Below are 18767 nucleotides of genomic sequence, written 5' to 3' on the forward strand. Positions count from 1 at the left end.
TCGCATCTGAATGGGAACCGCTATATATTTAATTTGACCCACTTACTTATTACCTTTTAAAGAACTGTTAATATCCTCTGTATCTGTAATTGAGAAAGTTCTTTAGGAGCTAAAAATTAGATATAAAAGGCGATTATTTGATGCATTAGTAATTTTGTGGGCGTTTTTATCTCAGATTAATGTCTAAAATCTTTACCAATAAACGATGATTAATGACGACTCTCAAAGCGGTGAGACTCACTCTAACTACAAATATCAACCCGGAGGAAGTCTACTACCTGATGCTCCTACCTATATCGTTCGAGAGGCTGACCACGAACTGTACAATGCTTTATTAGCTGGGGAATATTGCTATGTCCTCAATTCCCGACAAATGGGTAAATCTAGCTTGCGGATTAGGACTATGTACAAATTACAAACGCAAGATATTAATTGTGTCGAAATTGAATTAAGCGGGATTGGCAGTCAAGAAATTACTGCATCGCAATGGTATGGGGGGATTATTCAAGAATTAATCAGTGGATTTGAGCTACAGGTAAACCGTCGTAGTTGGTTGCGCGAACAGGAAGATTTATCACCCGTGCAACGCTTGGGTGGTTTTATTGAAAATGTATTGCTAACGCAAATTAATCAAAAAATTGTGATTTTTATTGATGAAATTGATAGCGTTCTGAGTTTAAACTTTCCTACAGATGAATTTTTTGCTTTGATTCGTCACTGCTACGATAAAAGGGCAAGCAACCCAGAATATAGAAGACTTTCTTTTGCATTATTGGGTGTAGCAACACCTGCCGATTTAATTCAAGATGAAAATGCAACTCCCTTTAATATTGGTCGAGCGATTGAGTTAAAAGGTTTTCAATTGCACGAAAGTGTCAGTTTGGTACAGGGTTTGATTGAAAAAGTTAGCAATCCTGAAGCTGTTTTCAAAGAAGTGCTGTATTGGACTGGGGGACAACCGTTTTTAACCCAAAAGCTTTGTTGGTTGATTTCTCAAGAATCTGGAGTGCAAACACCGCAATCTATCAAGCATTTAGTTAAAAAGCGGATTATTGAGAATTGGGAATCTCAGGATGAACCGGAGCATTTGCGGACTATTCGCGATCGCATTTTGAGAAATTCCCGCTCCAGTACATCTCTGTTACTTTTGTATAAAAAAGTTTTACAGCGAGGTAAAATACCTGCAAATAATTCTGAGGCATATCTCGAATTGCGTCTCTCTGGATTAGTAAATCAGCACCAAGGCAATTTGATTGTTAAAAATCCTATCTATAAAACAGTTTTTGATTTAAATTGGCTAAAAAAACAATTAAATAATCAAAATGAGTTCCAAAATGCTCTCCCACTATGGCAAGTAGCTTTTGCAAGTGTAGCCATTACGAGTATAATTATTGGCATCAGAACCCTTGGGTTTTTGCAAGCATGGGAACTGCAAGCTTACGACCAACTGATGCGATCGCGACCCGATGAAGGCATAGATCAACGGTTGTTATTAGTTACCATCACAGAAGAAGATGTCCAATCACAGCCGATTACAGAACGCAAAGCAGCTTCCTTATCTGAGCGTTCTTTCGCACAATTACTCACAAAATTAGAACAATCAAAACCGCGAGCGATCGGTTTAGATATTTATCGAGAAACTCCTCTGAAAGCAGAATACAAAAATTTAGCTGAAAAAATCAAAAATAGCAATAATATTTTTAGTATTTGTCATTATGGAAAACCGGGTATTAAAACTCCTCCAGAAGTTTCAAAACAAGGTCAAGGCTTTAATAATGTAGAACTTGATTTTGATGGGGTTCTCCGTCGGCAAATATTAGCTGTAGATTCTGCATTTCCCTGTGAAAGCAAATATTCTTTTGCTTGGAAGCTGGCAGTTAGTTATTTAGCAGAAGCCGGAATTAAATCAGATTTTACGCCAGATAATTACTTAAAATTGGGGAAAGTCGTCTTTAAAACTTTAGAAGAAAACTCCGGCAGTTACCATCATATTAACGCCAGCGGTCATCAAATATTACTCAACTATCGCGCCTCAAAAGAAGTTGCCGAAAAAGTTACTTTGCAAGAAGTTCTGAGTAATAATTTTAACCCTAATCTCGCCAAAAATCGTATTGTTCTCATTGGAACTACAGACCTCAGTTTTAACGATCATCATTGGCGCACACCCTACAGTGATGGTTATTTTGCAGTTAAAACTATGACAGGTGTGGAAATTCAAGCACACATGGTCAGTCAAATTCTCAGTACAATAATGGATCGACGACCGTTGATTTTGCCTTGGTCAAAACCAATTGAAACGATGTGGATTTGGGGTTGGTCGTTAGTAGGAGGTTTGTTAGCTTGGCGTTTGATGTCACTGCGTCTAATTTTACTGGGGGGAGGAGTTGCTGTGGGTATTTTATATGCAAGTTGTTGGGGTTTACTAACTTTTAAGGGAGCTTGGATACCTTTATTTTCCTCAGCTTTAGCATTGGTGGCTGTTGAAAGTAGTTTGGTTATTTATAGGTATAAAATATTTGAATAGAATCCTGTTCAAAGCTTTTTAAAGCCAGGCATATATGAAAAAGTCATAACTCTTCGCTCTCATCTCAAATCAGAAGGAACCTGATGAAAAGCTGTCAAAATCCTCTTTTATTCTGTAGAGACAGTGCTGTTCATGTATCAATTCTAGCTAGATTATTCTCATTTTTGGGAGGATTGGCGATACCTACGGTGAGCTACGTTAACGCATTCCCTCACACTAGCGCCCTTGCCCAGATTACCCCCGATGCTACTTTAGGTACGGAAAGTTCAGTTATTACCCCCAATATAAATATTAAAGGCGCAGCGGCAGACCAAATTGATGGCGGCGCAATCAGAGGAAGTAATCTTTTTCACAGTTTTAGCGAATTCAATGTCAAAGATGGACAGCGAGTATATTTTTCAAACCCTGCGGGGATAAATAATATCCTGGGTAGAGTTACAGGTAATAACCCCTCGAATATTTTGGGGACATTGGGTGTAAATGGTAACGCTAATTTATTTTTAATTAATCCCAACGGGATAATTTTTGGGCAGAATGCACGCTTGGATTTGGGGGGTTCATTTGTAGCGAGTACGGCGAATGCAATTAAGTTTGGTGAGCAAGGTTTTTTTAGCGCCACCAATCCAGAAACTTCTCTATTACTAACAGTTAATCCTTCTGCATTTTTCTTCAATCAAATTCAGCCTGGAACGATTGAAAACAGATCAACCGCACCAACCGGATTTAATATATTTGGTTTGCGGGTACCTGATAGTCGTAGTTTGATACTTCTGGGAGGAGATGTAATTCTCAACGGAGGTACATTAAATGCTATGGGTGGTCGAGTAGAATTGGCAGGGGTTAGAGGTTGGGAAGTAGTAGGACTAAATTTTGATGGGGATAAACTCAATCTAAGTTTCCCTGAAAATGCTAAAAAAACGGATGTTTCGATCATCGATGGATTTATAGATGTCAGAACTGCTGATAAGAATGGTAGTATTTTTATCAATGCTCAAAACTTCAGCATGTCAGGAAACAGCTTGCTAGTGGCTGGGATTAGCGAAGGTTTGGGAACAGTTAACAGTCAGGCAGGTGATATAAATATTACGTCTGAGACGGTTTCGCTATCAGGACTTAGTACTATTTTCAATACTGTAGAATCCAATGCCATTGGTAATGGTGGTAATATTACGATTCAGGCTGGCTCATTTTCTTTGAGCGAAGGAGCAGAATTGATAGCGGAAACCTACGCACAGGGGAATGCGGGCAAGATCGCGCTTCAAGTGCGCGATCGCATCGCCTTCGATGGTATGGATAGCGAAGGAAATCCCAGTGGCATATTCAACAATGTCAGACCAGGTGCAAAGGGTAATGCCGGGGACATCTATTTAACCGCAGGTTCCTTTTCTTTAACTAATGGCGCTCGTCTGCAAACTAATACCCGCTCACAGGGGAATGCCGGCAATGTAATCGTTCAAGTGCGCGATCGCATTTACTTCGATGTAGTAAATACAAGCGATATTAACAACTTCACAGGAATTTTTACCGCAGTAGGAACTGATGGTGAAGGTCGGGGGGGAGATATTGATATTCAAGCAGGATCGCTGGATTTGAGAAATGGCGCCCAACTGACTGCCAATACCTTTGAGAAAGGGGATGCAGGAAATATCAAGATTGAAGTCCGCGATCGCGTCTCTTTTGATGGAGTATCGATTCTTGGCGGTAGTGGAGCATCCAGTTCAGTGGGAGAAGTGAAAGAAGATACAACCATTCCAGCAATCGGTCAGGGGGGAAACATTGAGATTAGCGCAAAATCATTATCTTTAACTAATGGTGCTGGAATTGCTGCTAGTACAGTCAGTGGTAGTCAAGGAAATGCAGGAAATATCAAGATTGTTACTAATGAGACAGTCAACCTGCAAAATAACGCTGGTATTACAGTAGATAGCCAAGGTAGTGGCAAGGCTGGAAATATTGAAATTCAGACAGATTACCTCACCCTAGATAATCAATCCAACATTTCTGCCGAAACTGCTAGTAATACTGGTGGTAACATCAGCTTCAAACTACAAGACTTATTGCTGCTGCGTCGGGAGAGCAAAATTTCTACTAATGCGGGGACTGCTGAAGCTGGGGGGGATGGTGGAAATATTACCATTAATGAACCCAAAGGTTTTATCGTCGCTGCTCCAAATGAAAACAACGATATCACGGCTAATGCTTTTAACGGGAGTGGTGGCAAAGTTAATATCAATCCTGCTGGCATATTTGGGCTAAAACCACTCAGTCGTCAAGAACTGGAGCGATCGCTGCAAACAACTGACCCCACAAAACTCGACCCCAATCAGTTACCAACAAGTGACATTACTGCGATTTCTCAAACTAACCCTTCCTTAAATGGTGAGGTAAATCTCAATACACCTAATACTGACCCCAGTCAAGGATTGCAAGAATTGCCAACAGATATTGTTGATGTTTCTGGATTAATCAATCAAAACCTCTGTGTTGCAGCTCAAGGTAGTGAATTTATTGTGACTGGTAAAGGTGGTTTACCTCCTTCTCCCTATGAAATTATCAGCGCCAATACAGCTTGGGAAGATTGGTTGATATCATCACAATCTCAAACTCAACCAACACCAACAACTAATAACTCATCAGACAAACAACAAACAGAATCTACAACAATTATTGAAGCTCAAGGTTTGGTAAAAGATGCGAATGGTAATGCGATCCTCACGGCAAACCCAGTGACGGTGACACCTAAAGATACTTGGTTGCATCCCCAAGACTGTCATGCGATTTTGGATTTTGGATTTTAGATTTTGGATTGGGTAATTGCTTTGTGTATTTTGGTTTGATGAATTTATCTGTCGCAATCATTTTTCAAATTGGTGTCATATCGTGTCTGCGAAATTACCCATAATAAAAGAACCCCACCCCCAACCCCTCCCCAAGAATAAGGGGAGGTTAGCTCAAGCACAGCTTTGGCTCTTTAGGGTTTCAGGTATTATATTTGATTCCCCGGACATGATATAGCAAAAGCCTTGGTGGTCAGGACATTAACAGATGATAAAACTTAGACACAAAAAGACTTTTCATCCAGTCCCCAGTCCCCAGTCCCCAGTCCCCAGTCCCTTGCTATATCAGATGCTGAGGAGAAACTCATGAAACGCTTGTTGGGGTTCATTCTACTTATAATTTTCGGGTTAATATTTAGCCTGAATATACCAATGCTATTTCCTGTCATTGCCCAAAATCCCCCAACCCAAATTCAACCTGCATCAGCTTTATCGCTCGTACAATCTGCTAAAAAATATTACGATGCTGGTCAATTTTCAGCAGCCGTACAACTTCTACAACAAGCAGCGCAAATTTATCAAGTTTCAGGAGACATCGATCGCCAAGCTCAAGCGTTAAGTTTAATGTCTCTAGTTCAGCAAAAACTAGGGCTTTGGCAACAAGCAAAAACAGCAATTGATACTAGTTTAAATTTATTAGATAAATTACCTTTTGATAAAGAGTTCAGCCGCCTTCGTGCCCAAGTATTGAATAATTTAGGGCATTGGCAATTGGCACAGGGACAAACTGAAGCTGCTCTTTTAAGTTGGGAGAAAGCTGAAAAATTGTATGTTCAATCTGGCGATACGGTTACTATTATTGGCATCCAGATGAATCAAGCTTTAGCACTGCAAGCTTTAGGACTTTATCGCCGCGCCGAGAAACTTTTAACGCAAGTAGAACAACAGCTTTATTTACAACCCGACTCTCCTCTCAAAGCAACTGGGTTGCTGAATTTTGGTAATATCCGCCGATTTGATGGCGATTTAGAAAAATCTCGGGAAATTTTAAGCCAGAGTTTGACTATTGCCCAAAAATTACATTTACCGGAAACAGAAAGTACAGCTTTGCTGAATTTAGGAAATACAGAATTAGCGATGTCTACGACGGGCTACGCCTACGCCAAAAGAACAGCAGAATTGAAAGATACACAACGCACTGAAGAACACAGGCAAAATGCTTTAGAACTCTATCAAAAAGCTAGGGCGATCGCCACTTTACCTACAACAAAAATTCAGGCACAACTTAATTATTTTGCAGTACTAATTGAGACTAAGCAATTTACATTAGCTTCGCCTGTAATTGAACAAATCAGAGCCGACCTTAATCAATTACCAGCAAGTCGAGTATCTATTTATGCTCGTGTCAATTTTGCTAAAAGTTTACTCAAAATGGAGAGAACAAGCGATCATCCAGACATCATACAGATACTAGAAACAGCAATTGAGCAAGCTAGAAGTTTAGCAGACCAACGGGCAGAATCCTACGCCCTTGGTACTCTCGGTGCTGTATATGAAAAAGTTGGAGATTGGTCAAATGCGAAAAAAAACACTCAGTCTGCTTTAGTCATTGCCCAAGTAATTAACGCACCAGATATAAGCTATCAATGGCAATGGCAAATGGGGCGAGCGCTCCAAGCAGAAAATGAGACGAAACAAGCTATTACATATTACACCGAAGCTTTTAAAAATATCAGTAATTTACGCAGCGATTTAGTTGCCTTAAATCCAGAAGTTCAGTTGGACTTTAGAGAAAGTGCAGAACCACTGTATCGGCAATTAGTTGATTTACTCTTGCTTTCTCCACAACCAAATCGAGATCATCTTATTCAAGCTCGTCAGGTAATGGAAGCACTACAACTAGCAGAATTAGATAACTTTTTTGGCGATGCTTGTACCAAAGCAAAACAGGTAAATATTGACCAATTAGACCCGTATGCAGCCGTTATTTACCCAATTATTTTACCAAACCGTTTAGAAGTAATTTTGAAATTACCAGGCTCGGATAATTTACGTCACTATGCCCATGCTAATATTTCGGAAACCCAAATCGATGCAGCAGTTCTACAACTGCAAAATTCCCTCAAGCGTCCCAGCACCAGTTTAAGTCAGATCAAAAAAGAAGCAAAACAGTTATATGACTGGTTAATTCAACCGTTTGCAGATGAACTTGAAAGCACAAAAACGCGAGAGCAAAGCCAGATTAAAACCTTAGTATTTGTCCTTGATGGTTCATTGCGGAATCTACCAATGGCAGTTTTGCATGATGGACAAAGATATTTGGTCGAAAGGTATGCTGTGAGTGTAACCCCGACATTGCAGCTACTTGAACCTAAACCCTTACACAGAGAAGCACTCAGCGTCTTAATTGCCGGAGCAACAGACGCTCCCAGCTTTCAAAAAGAGAGGTTAGGAGCGATCGCTAATGTCGCGGTAGAATTAGAAGGAATTAAAGAAAACATTCAACGTAATCAAACGCTAGAAAATCAAGAATTTATCAAGAAAAATCTTCAAACCAAGATTAATACAACACCCTTCAATATCATTCACTTAGCAACTCATGGTAAATTTAGTTCTAACCCAGAACAAACCTATATTCTTGACTGGAATGAACGCATCAAAGTTAAAGATTTAGATAACTTACTGCGTTTGAATTACCAAAGAATTGCTAATCCTATTGAATTACTAATCTTGAGTGCTTGTGAAACAGCAACCGGAGATAAACGAGCCGCTTTGGGATTAGCGGGGGTAGCGATTCGAGCGGGTGCCCGCACTACTCTAGCTAGCTTGTGGCAGATTAATGATGCCTCTACTGCCGAATTTATGATTAGATTTTACCAAGAACTGAATCGTGGGCAAATTACAAAAGCAGAAGCTTTAAGAAATACTCAGCTTGCATTTTTGCAACAATCTACCGATAGAGATTATAATCGCCCTTATCATTGGTCTGCATTTATTTTAGTGGGCAATTGGCTGTAGTAATTTTAGATTTTGGATTTTGGATTTTGGATTGGAATTATGTTACTCTGAAACAGTCAAATCACCTGAAGTTAAAATCATATTACCAATAATTGGTTCTTGAAAAATATTCGCTAAACCCAAATTTTTGGTATTTAAAATTTCAACCCAAATTTTCTGTAGTGTAGAATTATTTGGCTCGTTTAAACGTAATTGAGCCAATTCAGTTATCGCTTCATACCAAATATCATTTTTCGCATAAACCAAAATCTTATCCAAGGGAGTTTTTGCTGTTTTTAAATCTTTTTCAAGTTCTACAGAGATTAACTTTCTCTCTACAATTCCTGTTACGGAAGCTGGTGTCGATGAATTATTGGAAGAGATATTACGAGAACAATTAATGTCAAAATACCATCGATACTCTTTGCCAACCTTTAAAGCTGGAATTGTTGAGGGTAAAGTAATACCAACAACTCCAGATCTGCTGGGTAACTTAAAGCGAGTGTGGTACACCTCCATATCTCCATCCTGTAAAGAGAATTCTCCGCTAGTTGCTTCCTGAGCAGTGTAAGGCAGATAAACCCAAATAGTTGGATAATCTTTAACAGAAAAGTAAGATTGATTACCACCTACTATACGAGTCAGTGAAGGTTTATCCTGCTGATAAATACAATCACCTCTGCTTCCTGTTCCCTCTTTTGCTGGAGGTGTTCCCCTCTTTGGGGGGTCTTTTTCCACTGAAGTCAAATTAATTTGTGCTTGAGATGTTTGGTTATTGTTAACTTCTGTTTCTGCCCATGCGAGTAAAATGATCGAATAGCTAGCCCAACTAACTAGTACCGACATCAAGAGAAATAAACCTTTTGTGCGATTTAACAACATTGGCTAAATTTTTTATTTCTTGTCACATTAATATAACTACAATATCTAACTGTATTTTTTCAGAAAGCGAATTTGCCAATTGCTGGAAAATTGCTTAGGCAAGTTGAAGGCATGACAAAGGGGCTGAAGCAGTAATTTGTACAGATTCCTACCTCAAAATTAAAAGACCGGATTGCTCAATGGTGTGAACAATACGGTCTGGGGTTCATACAGCAAGAATCAAGTGAGGTACACCCGTAGGGGCACGGCAGTGCCGTGCCCCTACACCTTGCTGTGAATTGCGAATTTGAAATTGCGAATTGCCTTGACGATCCCTTTGAGGTTATCGGATGAATACCACCCCTTTTAAGAGTCGGTGCGTCAAGAGGCTGCTTCACTCTCTTCTTCAGCAGCAGCGTTGATTTGCGGTGGCAAAACGCTGACAAGGACTCGCTCTGATTCAGCAAGAGGTGTCACACCCTCAGGAAAAGATATATCACTGATGTGCAAGTTGTCCCCAATTTTCAGGTTAGAGACATCAATTTCGATGAACTCTGGGATGTTCTCAGGCGCACAACTCACTTGCAATTCGGTAACAGTGGTGTCTAACACGCCACCTTCTTGTTTAACACCAACAGCTTCTCCCACGAAACGCAGGCGTACTTCTACATTTGTGTCGCCGTGACCCGCAACTGCAAAAAAGCTCAGGTGGTAAGGGGTACCCTTTGCTGGATGAATTTGAAGTTCCCGGAGTAGGGCTTTGCCCCGCCAAGGTACATCAGTAACGTTTAAGTCAATCAAAGTGTTGTTGACTGAAGCTCTTTTGAGCAAGCGCTCAACAGTTTTGGCATTGATGGTCAAAGAGATTGATTCTGTACCCTTGTGACCGTACAAATTTGCTGGGATTGCTCCAGAACGGCGCAAAGCTTTGGGCTTGCTACCTTCTGGTCGCTTTTGACATTCGACTGTAATAGCCATAGAAGTTGTTGTTTTTAATTAGAGTTAGGAGTTAGGAGTTAGGAGTTAGGAGTTAGGAGTTAGGAGTTTTGATTTAATTACTCACTCCTCACTCTTAACTCTTAACTTTTAACTAAGCACTGAGCAAGGAAGCGGGTGTGCCGTCGGCGTGTAATAAAGCCCGTTTGGGACCGTGGATGGGGTCTTCTACGATTATGGTTTGATCGCGGCTAGCTCCTAGTGAAACGATCGCGATCGGGACTTCCATCAATTCTGCTAAGAATTTTAGATAATCCAGCGCCTGTTGTGGCAAGTCTTCCAGGGTGCGGCAGTGACTTGTTGACACTTGCCATCCTGGTAAGGTTTTGTAGATGGGGCGACATCTGGCAAATTGACGGGAACTGGTGGGGAAGTGTTCGCTGCGAACGCCGTCTATTTCATAGGCGACACAAACTTGGATTTCTTCTAATTCATCGAGGACATCCAGTTTGGTGAGTGCCATACAGTCCATACCGTTAATTCGCACGGCATAACGACCAATGACGGCATCAAACCAGCCGCAACGCCGCTTGCGTCCGGTGGTTGTGCCAAATTCGGCACCGCGATCGCACAGTAATTCTCCCAACTCTCCATCCAATTCCGTGGGAAATGGTCCTTCTCCCACTCTTGTGGTATACGCTTTCGATACCCCAATTACCCGATCTATCATTGTCGGTCCTAGCCCTGTACCAACGCAAGCCCCCCCGGCTACAGGGTTGGAGGAGGTAACATAGGGATAAGTTCCGTGATCTAAGTCCAGGAGGGTGCCTTGTGCGCCTTCAAACAAAATATTGCGTCGTCGCAGAACTGCATCATATATTTTCAACGATGTATCAATGACGTAAGGTCGCAAGCGTTCTGCATACCCTAGATACTGCTCAATCACCTCTTGTGGATCTAGAGGCGGCAAGTTGTAAAGCTTTTCTAAAATGACGTTTTTATAATTAATCGTCCACTCCAACTGCTCCCGTAGCCCATCAGGGTCCATCAAATCCAAAACCCGAATGCCTGTACGTTCAGATTTGTCAGCATAAGTCGGACCAATGCCCCGACCTGTAGTGCCGATCTTATGGCTTCCCCGTCGTTCTTCTGATGCCTGGTCTATCAACCGATGATAAGGCATCGTTACGTGGGCTGTCTCAGATATCAGCAGGTGGTCAGTGGAAATATTTAATTCTTTTAATTGGTCCAGTTCTGCTATCAAAATCTGTGGATCAATGACCGTGCCACAGCCAATAATGCAGTCGGTATTTGGATACAAAATACCAGAAGGGATTAAGTGTAGCTTAAAGGTCTGACCTTTAACTACAATTGTGTGCCCAGCATTGACACCCCCTTGGTAACGTACCACAACATCTGCCGAACGGCTGAGCAAGTCTGTTATTTTACCTTTTCCTTCATCGCCCCATTGGGCACCTATGACAATTACGTTAGCCAAGCGTTTATATTATGAGGTAAAGTTTCCACAAACTATTATTATCAACATATTTCGGAAAAAATGTCAAGGCTTTGCAAAAAAAATAATCTAAACTGTTTTCAATTTGATCGTTCACGAGAAAATCTCACAACCAAACGTGAACAAGGAATGTCAAGAGACCCGATAAATCGGCGTCTCTATGAATATCATTTGTGAGTTGTCATTTATTTAGAACAATGACTAATGATAAATGACTGCATGGTAATATTAAAAATTAATTTATATTAAAAACTGGCGGTTTGCTTTCTAATTCTTATGTATACATGATTATTCCAAAAAATCAAGATATTTACAACTTTAACCGATTGTATTTTATTACTCGTATTTTCCACATTCTTCAAATACTCTCAGTATTTGTTTTCAGTCTTTAATTGTAACTAATGGAGGTCATCTGCGGCAAAAAGGGCGATCGCATGATAAAAAAATGGTCTAGAGTCCAAAAGCACAAAGCAATATTCGTCTTGGCATTGGCAGTTGTATTTACTAATACTTTAATTTCCTATGACAATAGTATTAAGCTGATTGATAACCACGAACGTCTGATATCTTCTCATCAAGTTATTGCTCAATTAAAAAATATACAAACTCTACTCCAAGATACTGAAATTGCACAGCGTAATTACCTAATCACATCGGATGTAGATGCTCTAAAAACTTATCTTCGGGCGTATCAAGAAAGCGATCGCAATCTCCAAATACTTACTAACTTAATTGCTGATAATCCTCAAAGACAGCAGTGGTTTTCTTTATTGAAGCCAAAAATTAGTACCAGACTCAACATTCTGCAACAAGAAATTTACCTAAGAAAAAACCAGGGATTGGTAGCAACTAAACAGCTAATTTTGTCTAAACAAGACAAGGAAATCGGCAAAGAAATTCAACAGCTAATTGATGACTATTTAAAAAAAGAACAAAATTTATTACAGCAAAAGATACAAGAGTCGCAGGCAATTTCCCAAAAGGCTGTAATCACATTTTTTATCGCTGTTGTTGTGCATTTGTTGTTGGTGGCGTTACTGTATGATTTGTTGTGGTATTACATTAAACAACTTCACCAAGCAGAACAGAAAATTCGGGAACAAAAGTTGCTGTTAGATGTAACAAAAGACGCAATTGTGGTGCGAAATATCCACAACCAAATCTTATTTTGGAATCAAGGTGCCCAAAGTCTTTACGGTTGGAAAGTTGAAGAAGCTGTGGGTAAGAATATTTTGCAACTTTTGTATCCAGAAAATTCACCACAGTTAGAAGATGCTTACTTAAGCGTGATGAATACTGGTGAGTGGCGGGGTGAGTTGCATCAACTGACGAAAGAAGGTAAGGAAATTATCGTTGAAAGTCGGTGGGTATTGTTACGACATGATAACGGACAACCCAAATCTATTTTGAGTGCGAACACCGAAATTACACAGCAGAAACAATTAGAAGTTCAACTTTTGCGATCGCAACGTTTGGAGAGTATCGGCACTCTAACTAGCAGTATCGTCCACGATCTCAATAATCTACTATCGCCGATTTTAATGTCAGTTCAGTTCTTGCAGAAGAAATTCCCTGACCCCCAAAGCCAGAAAGTACTACAAACCTTAGAAAATAATGTTAAACGTGGCGCTAATTTGCTCAAGCAAATCTTGATATTTGCACGCGGTATTGAAAGCAAGCGGATAATTGTCCAAATTGCGCCTATATTAGCAGAAATTGAGCAAATTATCGCTCAAACATTTCCTGATTCTATTATCTGCGAGATAGATATTCCCAAAAATGTTTGGCACATCCGGGGAGACGCAACTCAACTGCATCAAGTGCTGATGAATTTAGTAGTTAACGCCCGTGACGCGATGCCCGATGGTGGTATCTTCAGGATTGTGGCGGAAAATGTCGTAATTAGCGAACATTGTGCCCAGATTAATATTGATGCCAAACTGGGTTCTTATATTGCGATCGTGGTGACGGATACTGGTATGGGGATGTCATCGGAAGTCCAACAACGGATTTTTGAACCATTTTTTACCACCAAAGACATAAGCAAAGGCACTGGTTTAGGACTTTCCACGGCGCTGGATATCATTAAGAATCACGGTGGTTTTGTCAATCTTTATAGTCAGGTAGGCAGAGGTACTCAATTTACAGTCTACTTGCCAGCTTTAACATCCAGGGAAATCCCTTCATTTTCCCAAGAACTCGAATCAGTTAGGGGAGAGGGTTAATTGGTTTTGGTGGTGAAAGTATCACAGACTACAAAAATCCTATCAACTAAAACTTTCTGCCCACGTTGGAAATGATAAGAATCTAACTTAGTCCTCAGCCGGAAGTTCAACAAGTCATACCGAGGTGAACCATCTGGATGGCTTGCCCTTGGTGGGATATCGAGTACTTCGATTGCACAACCGCCAATTCTGGAATCTGGAGTCACCCTAAAACTCAAGTCCGGTAATTCAAGGCGCTTCACTACAATGTTCCGCAAATGACGAGAATGGTTAATAACAAGCTCCACCTCAACTTCGATAGCAGTTAGAAACTCCATAAGTTTGGGGAAGTAAGTATTGAAAAGATTGAATAGTTCTGGATGATTCTTGAAAAAAACTAACTTTTTGAATATTAAAAACCTGCGAAGTAGCTAGAGTTTGAGAGGTTTTTTAGGTTAAAAGAAATAAAAAATATCAGTTAACATGATACGCCGTTATCACTATTTTCTTGTCTGGACTATATACGGACTCGACTCTTGGGTATTCGTTATGAATCCACCACACTTTTATTCTATTAGACTGTGCAGGTGCGCTACCTGAGATTGAATATCCCGCCTGAGTCATTAAGGTTTCAAAAGTATTTGAGTCGAGAACCGTACAATTAAAAGTTGTTAGTCCCTGTATTTGATGTCTGTTTAGGGTCATAGCTACCCTGGTAAGTCGTAAAAATTCTATATCCTGGTAATACTAAAGCAATTCCAGTTAACTCGTGAATTTTACCGGGATATTTATAGGGAATATCATCTGGTACGCTCCCACCAATGCGAAAACTAAACCCAAGTAGCCATATATACAAACCAGGTATTAGTAAATCCATGCTATATGCAATAGCTCTCATTGCCTCATTTTCTTTGAAAGAAGCACAATTTCTGGCTATAGCGAATTTTTTGGAGATATTTTTTAGGTTTGTGGTTTCTAACATGGTCTTAATTTCAATCCCCAACAGAGAGTTAATAAGTTTTAAGCGTTTCAATTTCTATGAGGGATAAGGTGTCTTGTAACCCTAGTTTCTTTATCCAGCAGTCAGATAGCAAATAGTTTCAATCCCCGATAAGGGGTAAAGTATTTTGCAACCTCTAGTTTTACGATATCGTAGAACTATGCTGTTTTCCAACCCGCTGACCTTTGAAAGTTTTGCTGTATTTGCGTTTTAAGGTTTACTTTCGCGGATGTCTAGATAATAATAGGAAAGTTTTCAAGCCTTGTAAGAGTGGAAAGTCTTGAAAACGCTTATACCGTAAGGTGCGCGACGGTGATAATCGAGTAGGGCTTTTGAGAGCATTTTTACCATCAGCTAAAAAATAGTGTTTATTTAGTAAAAAATAATATCAGTAATTCAATATTGTTAAGTCAAAATATTACGGAATTTGCTGACATTGGTCTCAGAGAATTTTTGTCTTAAATCCTCAATAATAAAGAGTTTTTACAGATAATCAATGCCGGATTCAGCAAGAATTAACGTAGATTTACAGAATTTTGCTTCGGGTATAGATTTTTTCCTCAATGTTTTTGTTACAATTATTGAAATTTTTCCCTAAAAATACCACTATGGCTTTATATGCTGAATTACATAGACATCTAGGCGGTTCCGTCGTACCCCGAGTTTTGTGGCGATATTTCGAGCGACATTCTTCGGAGTTGATTTCCCGCTTTGCTGACTATTCAGAATTTGAAGATTTTTACACCCGTCCACGCAACACCCTAGATGAGTATTTAGAATTGCACACCCTGGTAGAAAGTGTGCAAACTGCGGAGACTTTGCCTTACTTTATCTATCGCTTGCTGCGGGGTGCTTATATTTTTGAAAATTTGGCTTATCTAGAACTACGCTACACTCCGTATTTACGGACACCTGAGCATCTGAGTCAATCAGACAGAATTGACAAGATGGCAGAAATTGTGCGAGTAGTAGGAGAAGCTAGCCGCTTGCCAGAATATCCGATTGTTACTAGCCAAATCCTTTGTATGCACACGCGTTTACCTTATGAGGTGAACAAAGCGATTATTGATTTGGCGGCACAAAATAAGCAGTATGTTTGTGGAGTCGATGTAGCGGGGGGTGATAGCTATTATGCCGATCGCCTCGAAGAATGGATTAGTCTATATGATTATGCGCGATCCCAGGGCGTTAACACCACCGGACATCTATTTGAAACTACCGCTGGTTGTTACCCCCAACTGTTACCCTACCTGATGCGAATTGGCCACGGCATCCAAATTCCTTTGTTGTATCCAGAATTACTTAACGATGTAGCTAGACGCGGGCAGTGTTTGGAGGTTTGCCCAACAACTTACTTGAAAACTGGCACTTTACAGGATATGCATCAACTCAAAATAGTTTTTGACCGTTGTTTTGATGCTGGGGTCGATATCGCTATTTGTACTGATAATGCTGGGTTGCATAATGTACGTTTGCCTTGGGAGTATGAAAATCTCTTGACTTATGACATTATTAGTTTTGAACAACTCCAAGCTTGTCAGGATGCAGCTTTTCGTCATGCCTTTGCTTGGCCTTACACCCAACGTCCCGCATCATTGTTAAATGGGTTGCTCAAAGTTGAACCACCTAAAGTTTTGGCAATGAACGATACTAATTAACAGTTAACAGATTTGACATCCGAAATAGAAGCCTGATTCCAGAAGAATACAGAATTCAGAATTCAGAATTCAGCAATCTTTTTAGTGGAAGAGTTAAACCTGTTTATTCATCCACGATTCGCTAACAAGACTTCTGGATTCTGGGGACTGACACCTTTATTCTTGCTAATTAAAACTTGAAAACTGAGAACTTTTAGACCATCTTTAATTTTTACCAAATTCACTCCCTCATCTCCCTCATCTCCCTCTTCTCCCTCTTCTCCCTCATCTTTCCCCACTTACCTTGTCCCCAGAAGCTATAAACTATAATTTATGGCATCTACTATTCAAGCTCTACCAACAGAAGTTGTATATCTCATTACAGCGGGAGAGGTCATCGACTCTTTAGCCTCTGTGGTGCGGGAATTGGTAGAAAATTCCCTAGACGCAGGTGCAACGCGAATTGTGGTTTCATTATGGCCGCAGCAATGGCGAATTCGCGTCGCAGACAATGGTTGTGGAATGAACTTAGATGATTTGGAACAAGCAGCCACAGCCCATAGCACCAGTAAAATTCATTCTAGTGCCGATTTGTGGAAAATCAATAGCTTGGGTTTTCGTGGCGAGGCTTTGCACAGTTTAACGACTCTGGCAGATTTGGAAATTTTGAGTCGTCCTGTGGGTGGAAAATTAGGATGGCGAGTTGTCTATGGCGATGACGGGAAAGTTGTGCAAGTTGAAGCAACTGCGATCGCACCTGGTACAGTAGTCACAGTTGCCAATCTTTTCGGTAACTGTGCATCTCGTCGTCAGGGATTGCCTATATTAGCACAGCAAATGAAAGCCGTGCAAGCAACAATTCACCAAATCGCCCTCTGCCATCCCCGCGTCACCTGGCAGATTTGGCAAAATGACCGTCAATGGTTCACCATCTCCCCCGCCGCCACAACTGGGCAACTACTACCGCAGATTTTACTCCAAGTCCGACAAGGCGATTTGCAAGAAGTCAAACTCGAAGTACCCAACCCGGTAAATTCAGAACTCAGAATTCAGAATTCAGAACTCAGCACTCCTAACTCCTCACTCCTAACTCCTAACTCCCCACTCCCCACTCCCCACTCCCCAGTCCCCAGCCCCCACTCAGCACTCACTTTAGTGGTAGGATTACCCGATCGCTGTCATCGTCATCGTCCAGATTGGGTACGTGTGGCGATTAACGGACGGATGGTGAAGTCAGCGGAACTAGAGCAAACAATATTATCAGCATTTCACAAAACATTACCACGCGATCGCTATCCAATTTGTTTTCTGCATCTTGCCATTTCCCCAGATCAAATTAACTGGAATCGTAATCCAGCAAAAACAGAAATTTATCTCAATGAAATCACTTATTGGCAAGAGCAAATTATCCAAGGAATTAACCAAGCACTGCGAATTTCTTCTGTCAATCTCAAAGAAACTGTTCACACAACACGAGTTAGTAAATTACTCAAAGCCGCAGAAGCTAAAGGCGGTTACAATTTCAATCCTAATAACTCAAATGAACGAGATAACACTCAGCACTTTTTAAAAGCTGTGGCGCAAGTGAGTAATACTTATATTGTTGCCGAACATCCTGGTGGGATGTGGTTAGTAGAACAGCACATTGCCCATGAGCGAGTTTTGTATGAGCAATTATGCGAGAATTGGCAACTCATTTCCGTCGAACCGCCAATTATTCTTTATCAATTGTCACCAGCACAAGTATCGCAATTACAACGCATCGGTTTAGATATAGAACCCTTTGGCGAACAACTTTGGGCTGTTCGTAACCTACCCGCAATGTTGCAGCAACGTGAAGATTGTGCTGAAGCAATTTTAGAATTGAGTTTGGGAGGTGATTTACAAACAGCCCAAGTAGCTATTGCTTGTCGCAGTGCTATTCGTAATGGTACACCAATGAATCTACAACAAATGCAGACACTTTTAGATGATTGGCAACGCACTCGCAATCCTAGCACCTGTCCCCACGGACGCCCAATTTATTTATCACTGGAAGAGTCAGCTTTAGCTCGATTTTTCCGGCGTAATTGGGTAATTGGCAAAAGTCATGGAATATGAATTATTTTGCAATTTCAGAATTAAAGATATTGCCTTGAGAATTTTAGATACAACAAGAATCAATTCTTTATACATATATAGCAATCATACATCAACGTGAGTTCGACAGATTCCAAAGAACCCCGCTTCCATTCTTCTCCCCGTTGGCGTTAGCCTGCCGTTATACCAATTCTGTATGAAGATGCGCCAAACTATATGAGGAACGAACCGCAAAG

At 40.6% G+C, this 18767-nt stretch carries 12 protein-coding genes; 6 read left to right on the plus strand and 6 right to left on the minus strand.

Annotation, left to right across the window (positions count from 1 at the left end; translation table 11 throughout):
• Positions 1-205: 205 nt before the first annotated feature.
• From IQ276_RS24075 to IQ276_RS24085, 3 genes are all read left to right on the plus strand, one after another.
• Complete coding sequence (locus IQ276_RS24075) at positions 206-2524, plus strand: CHASE2 domain-containing protein (RefSeq protein ID WP_193917707.1); 2319 nt, start codon at positions 206-208, stop codon at positions 2522-2524.
• A gap of 83 nt (positions 2525-2607) precedes the next feature.
• Positions 2608-5322 carry a two-partner secretion domain-containing protein gene (locus IQ276_RS24080; protein ID WP_193917709.1) on the plus strand — a complete coding sequence of 905 codons (2715 nt, stop codon included), beginning with the start codon at positions 2608-2610 and terminating at the stop codon, positions 5320-5322.
• A gap of 345 nt (positions 5323-5667) precedes the next feature.
• Entirely contained in the window at positions 5668-8319 is a 2652-nt protein-coding gene (locus tag IQ276_RS24085) for a CHAT domain-containing protein (protein WP_193921090.1), read from the plus strand.
• A 42-nt stretch (positions 8320-8361) separates the two neighbouring features.
• Here IQ276_RS24085 and IQ276_RS24090 read toward each other — a convergent pair whose 3' ends face one another.
• From IQ276_RS24090 to IQ276_RS24100, 3 genes are all read right to left on the minus strand, one after another.
• Positions 8362-9180: a DUF928 domain-containing protein gene (locus tag IQ276_RS24090; protein WP_193921092.1), complete on the minus strand. Its 819-nt coding sequence runs from the start codon at positions 9178-9180 to the stop codon at positions 8362-8364.
• Between the two features lie 360 nt (positions 9181-9540).
• Positions 9541-10137 (minus strand): 50S ribosomal protein L25/general stress protein Ctc, encoded by a 597-nt coding sequence (locus IQ276_RS24095; protein ID WP_193921095.1) that lies wholly within the window; start codon positions 10135-10137, stop codon positions 9541-9543.
• Between the two features lie 112 nt (positions 10138-10249).
• Entirely contained in the window at positions 10250-11593 is a 1344-nt protein-coding gene (locus tag IQ276_RS24100; protein WP_190878495.1) for an adenylosuccinate synthase, read from the minus strand.
• A 419-nt stretch (positions 11594-12012) separates the two neighbouring features.
• On the opposite strand from IQ276_RS24100, the gene IQ276_RS24105 reads away from it, so the two are divergent.
• Positions 12013-13836 (plus strand): CHASE3 domain-containing protein, encoded by a 1824-nt coding sequence (locus tag IQ276_RS24105; RefSeq protein WP_235115923.1) that lies wholly within the window; start codon positions 12013-12015, stop codon positions 13834-13836.
• On the opposite strand, the gene IQ276_RS24110 is transcribed toward IQ276_RS24105, so the two are convergent.
• On the minus strand, positions 13833-14153 hold the full coding sequence (locus tag IQ276_RS24110) for a hypothetical protein (protein ID WP_193922344.1): 321 nt from the start codon (positions 14151-14153) through the stop codon (positions 13833-13835). The genes IQ276_RS24105 and IQ276_RS24110 overlap by 4 nt on opposite strands.
• A gap of 323 nt (positions 14154-14476) precedes the next feature.
• The gene (locus tag IQ276_RS24115) at positions 14477-14713 is read right to left on the minus strand and encodes a hypothetical protein (protein WP_190878517.1); all 237 of its coding nucleotides are present in this window, start codon (positions 14711-14713) and stop codon (positions 14477-14479) included.
• A gap of 710 nt (positions 14714-15423) precedes the next feature.
• On the opposite strand from IQ276_RS24115, the gene IQ276_RS24120 reads away from it, so the two are divergent.
• The gene (locus IQ276_RS24120) at positions 15424-16473 is read left to right on the plus strand and encodes an adenosine deaminase (protein WP_193922342.1); all 1050 of its coding nucleotides are present in this window, start codon (positions 15424-15426) and stop codon (positions 16471-16473) included.
• Between the two features lie 107 nt (positions 16474-16580).
• On the opposite strand, the gene IQ276_RS24125 is transcribed toward IQ276_RS24120, so the two are convergent.
• Complete coding sequence (locus IQ276_RS24125; RefSeq protein WP_193922339.1) at positions 16581-16751, minus strand: hypothetical protein; 171 nt, start codon at positions 16749-16751, stop codon at positions 16581-16583.
• Positions 16752-16785: 34 nt separating this feature from the next.
• Here IQ276_RS24125 and mutL point away from each other — a divergent pair, with 34 nt between their 5' ends.
• Positions 16786-18552, plus strand: a complete 1767-nt coding sequence (gene mutL / locus IQ276_RS24130) for a DNA mismatch repair endonuclease MutL (protein WP_235115924.1) — start codon at positions 16786-16788, stop codon at positions 18550-18552.
• The last annotated feature ends 215 nt before the right edge of the window (positions 18553-18767 follow it).

This window comes from Desmonostoc muscorum LEGE 12446 (assembly GCF_015207005.2).
GTDB lineage: Bacteria > Cyanobacteriota > Cyanobacteriia > Cyanobacteriales > Nostocaceae > Nostoc > Nostoc muscorum.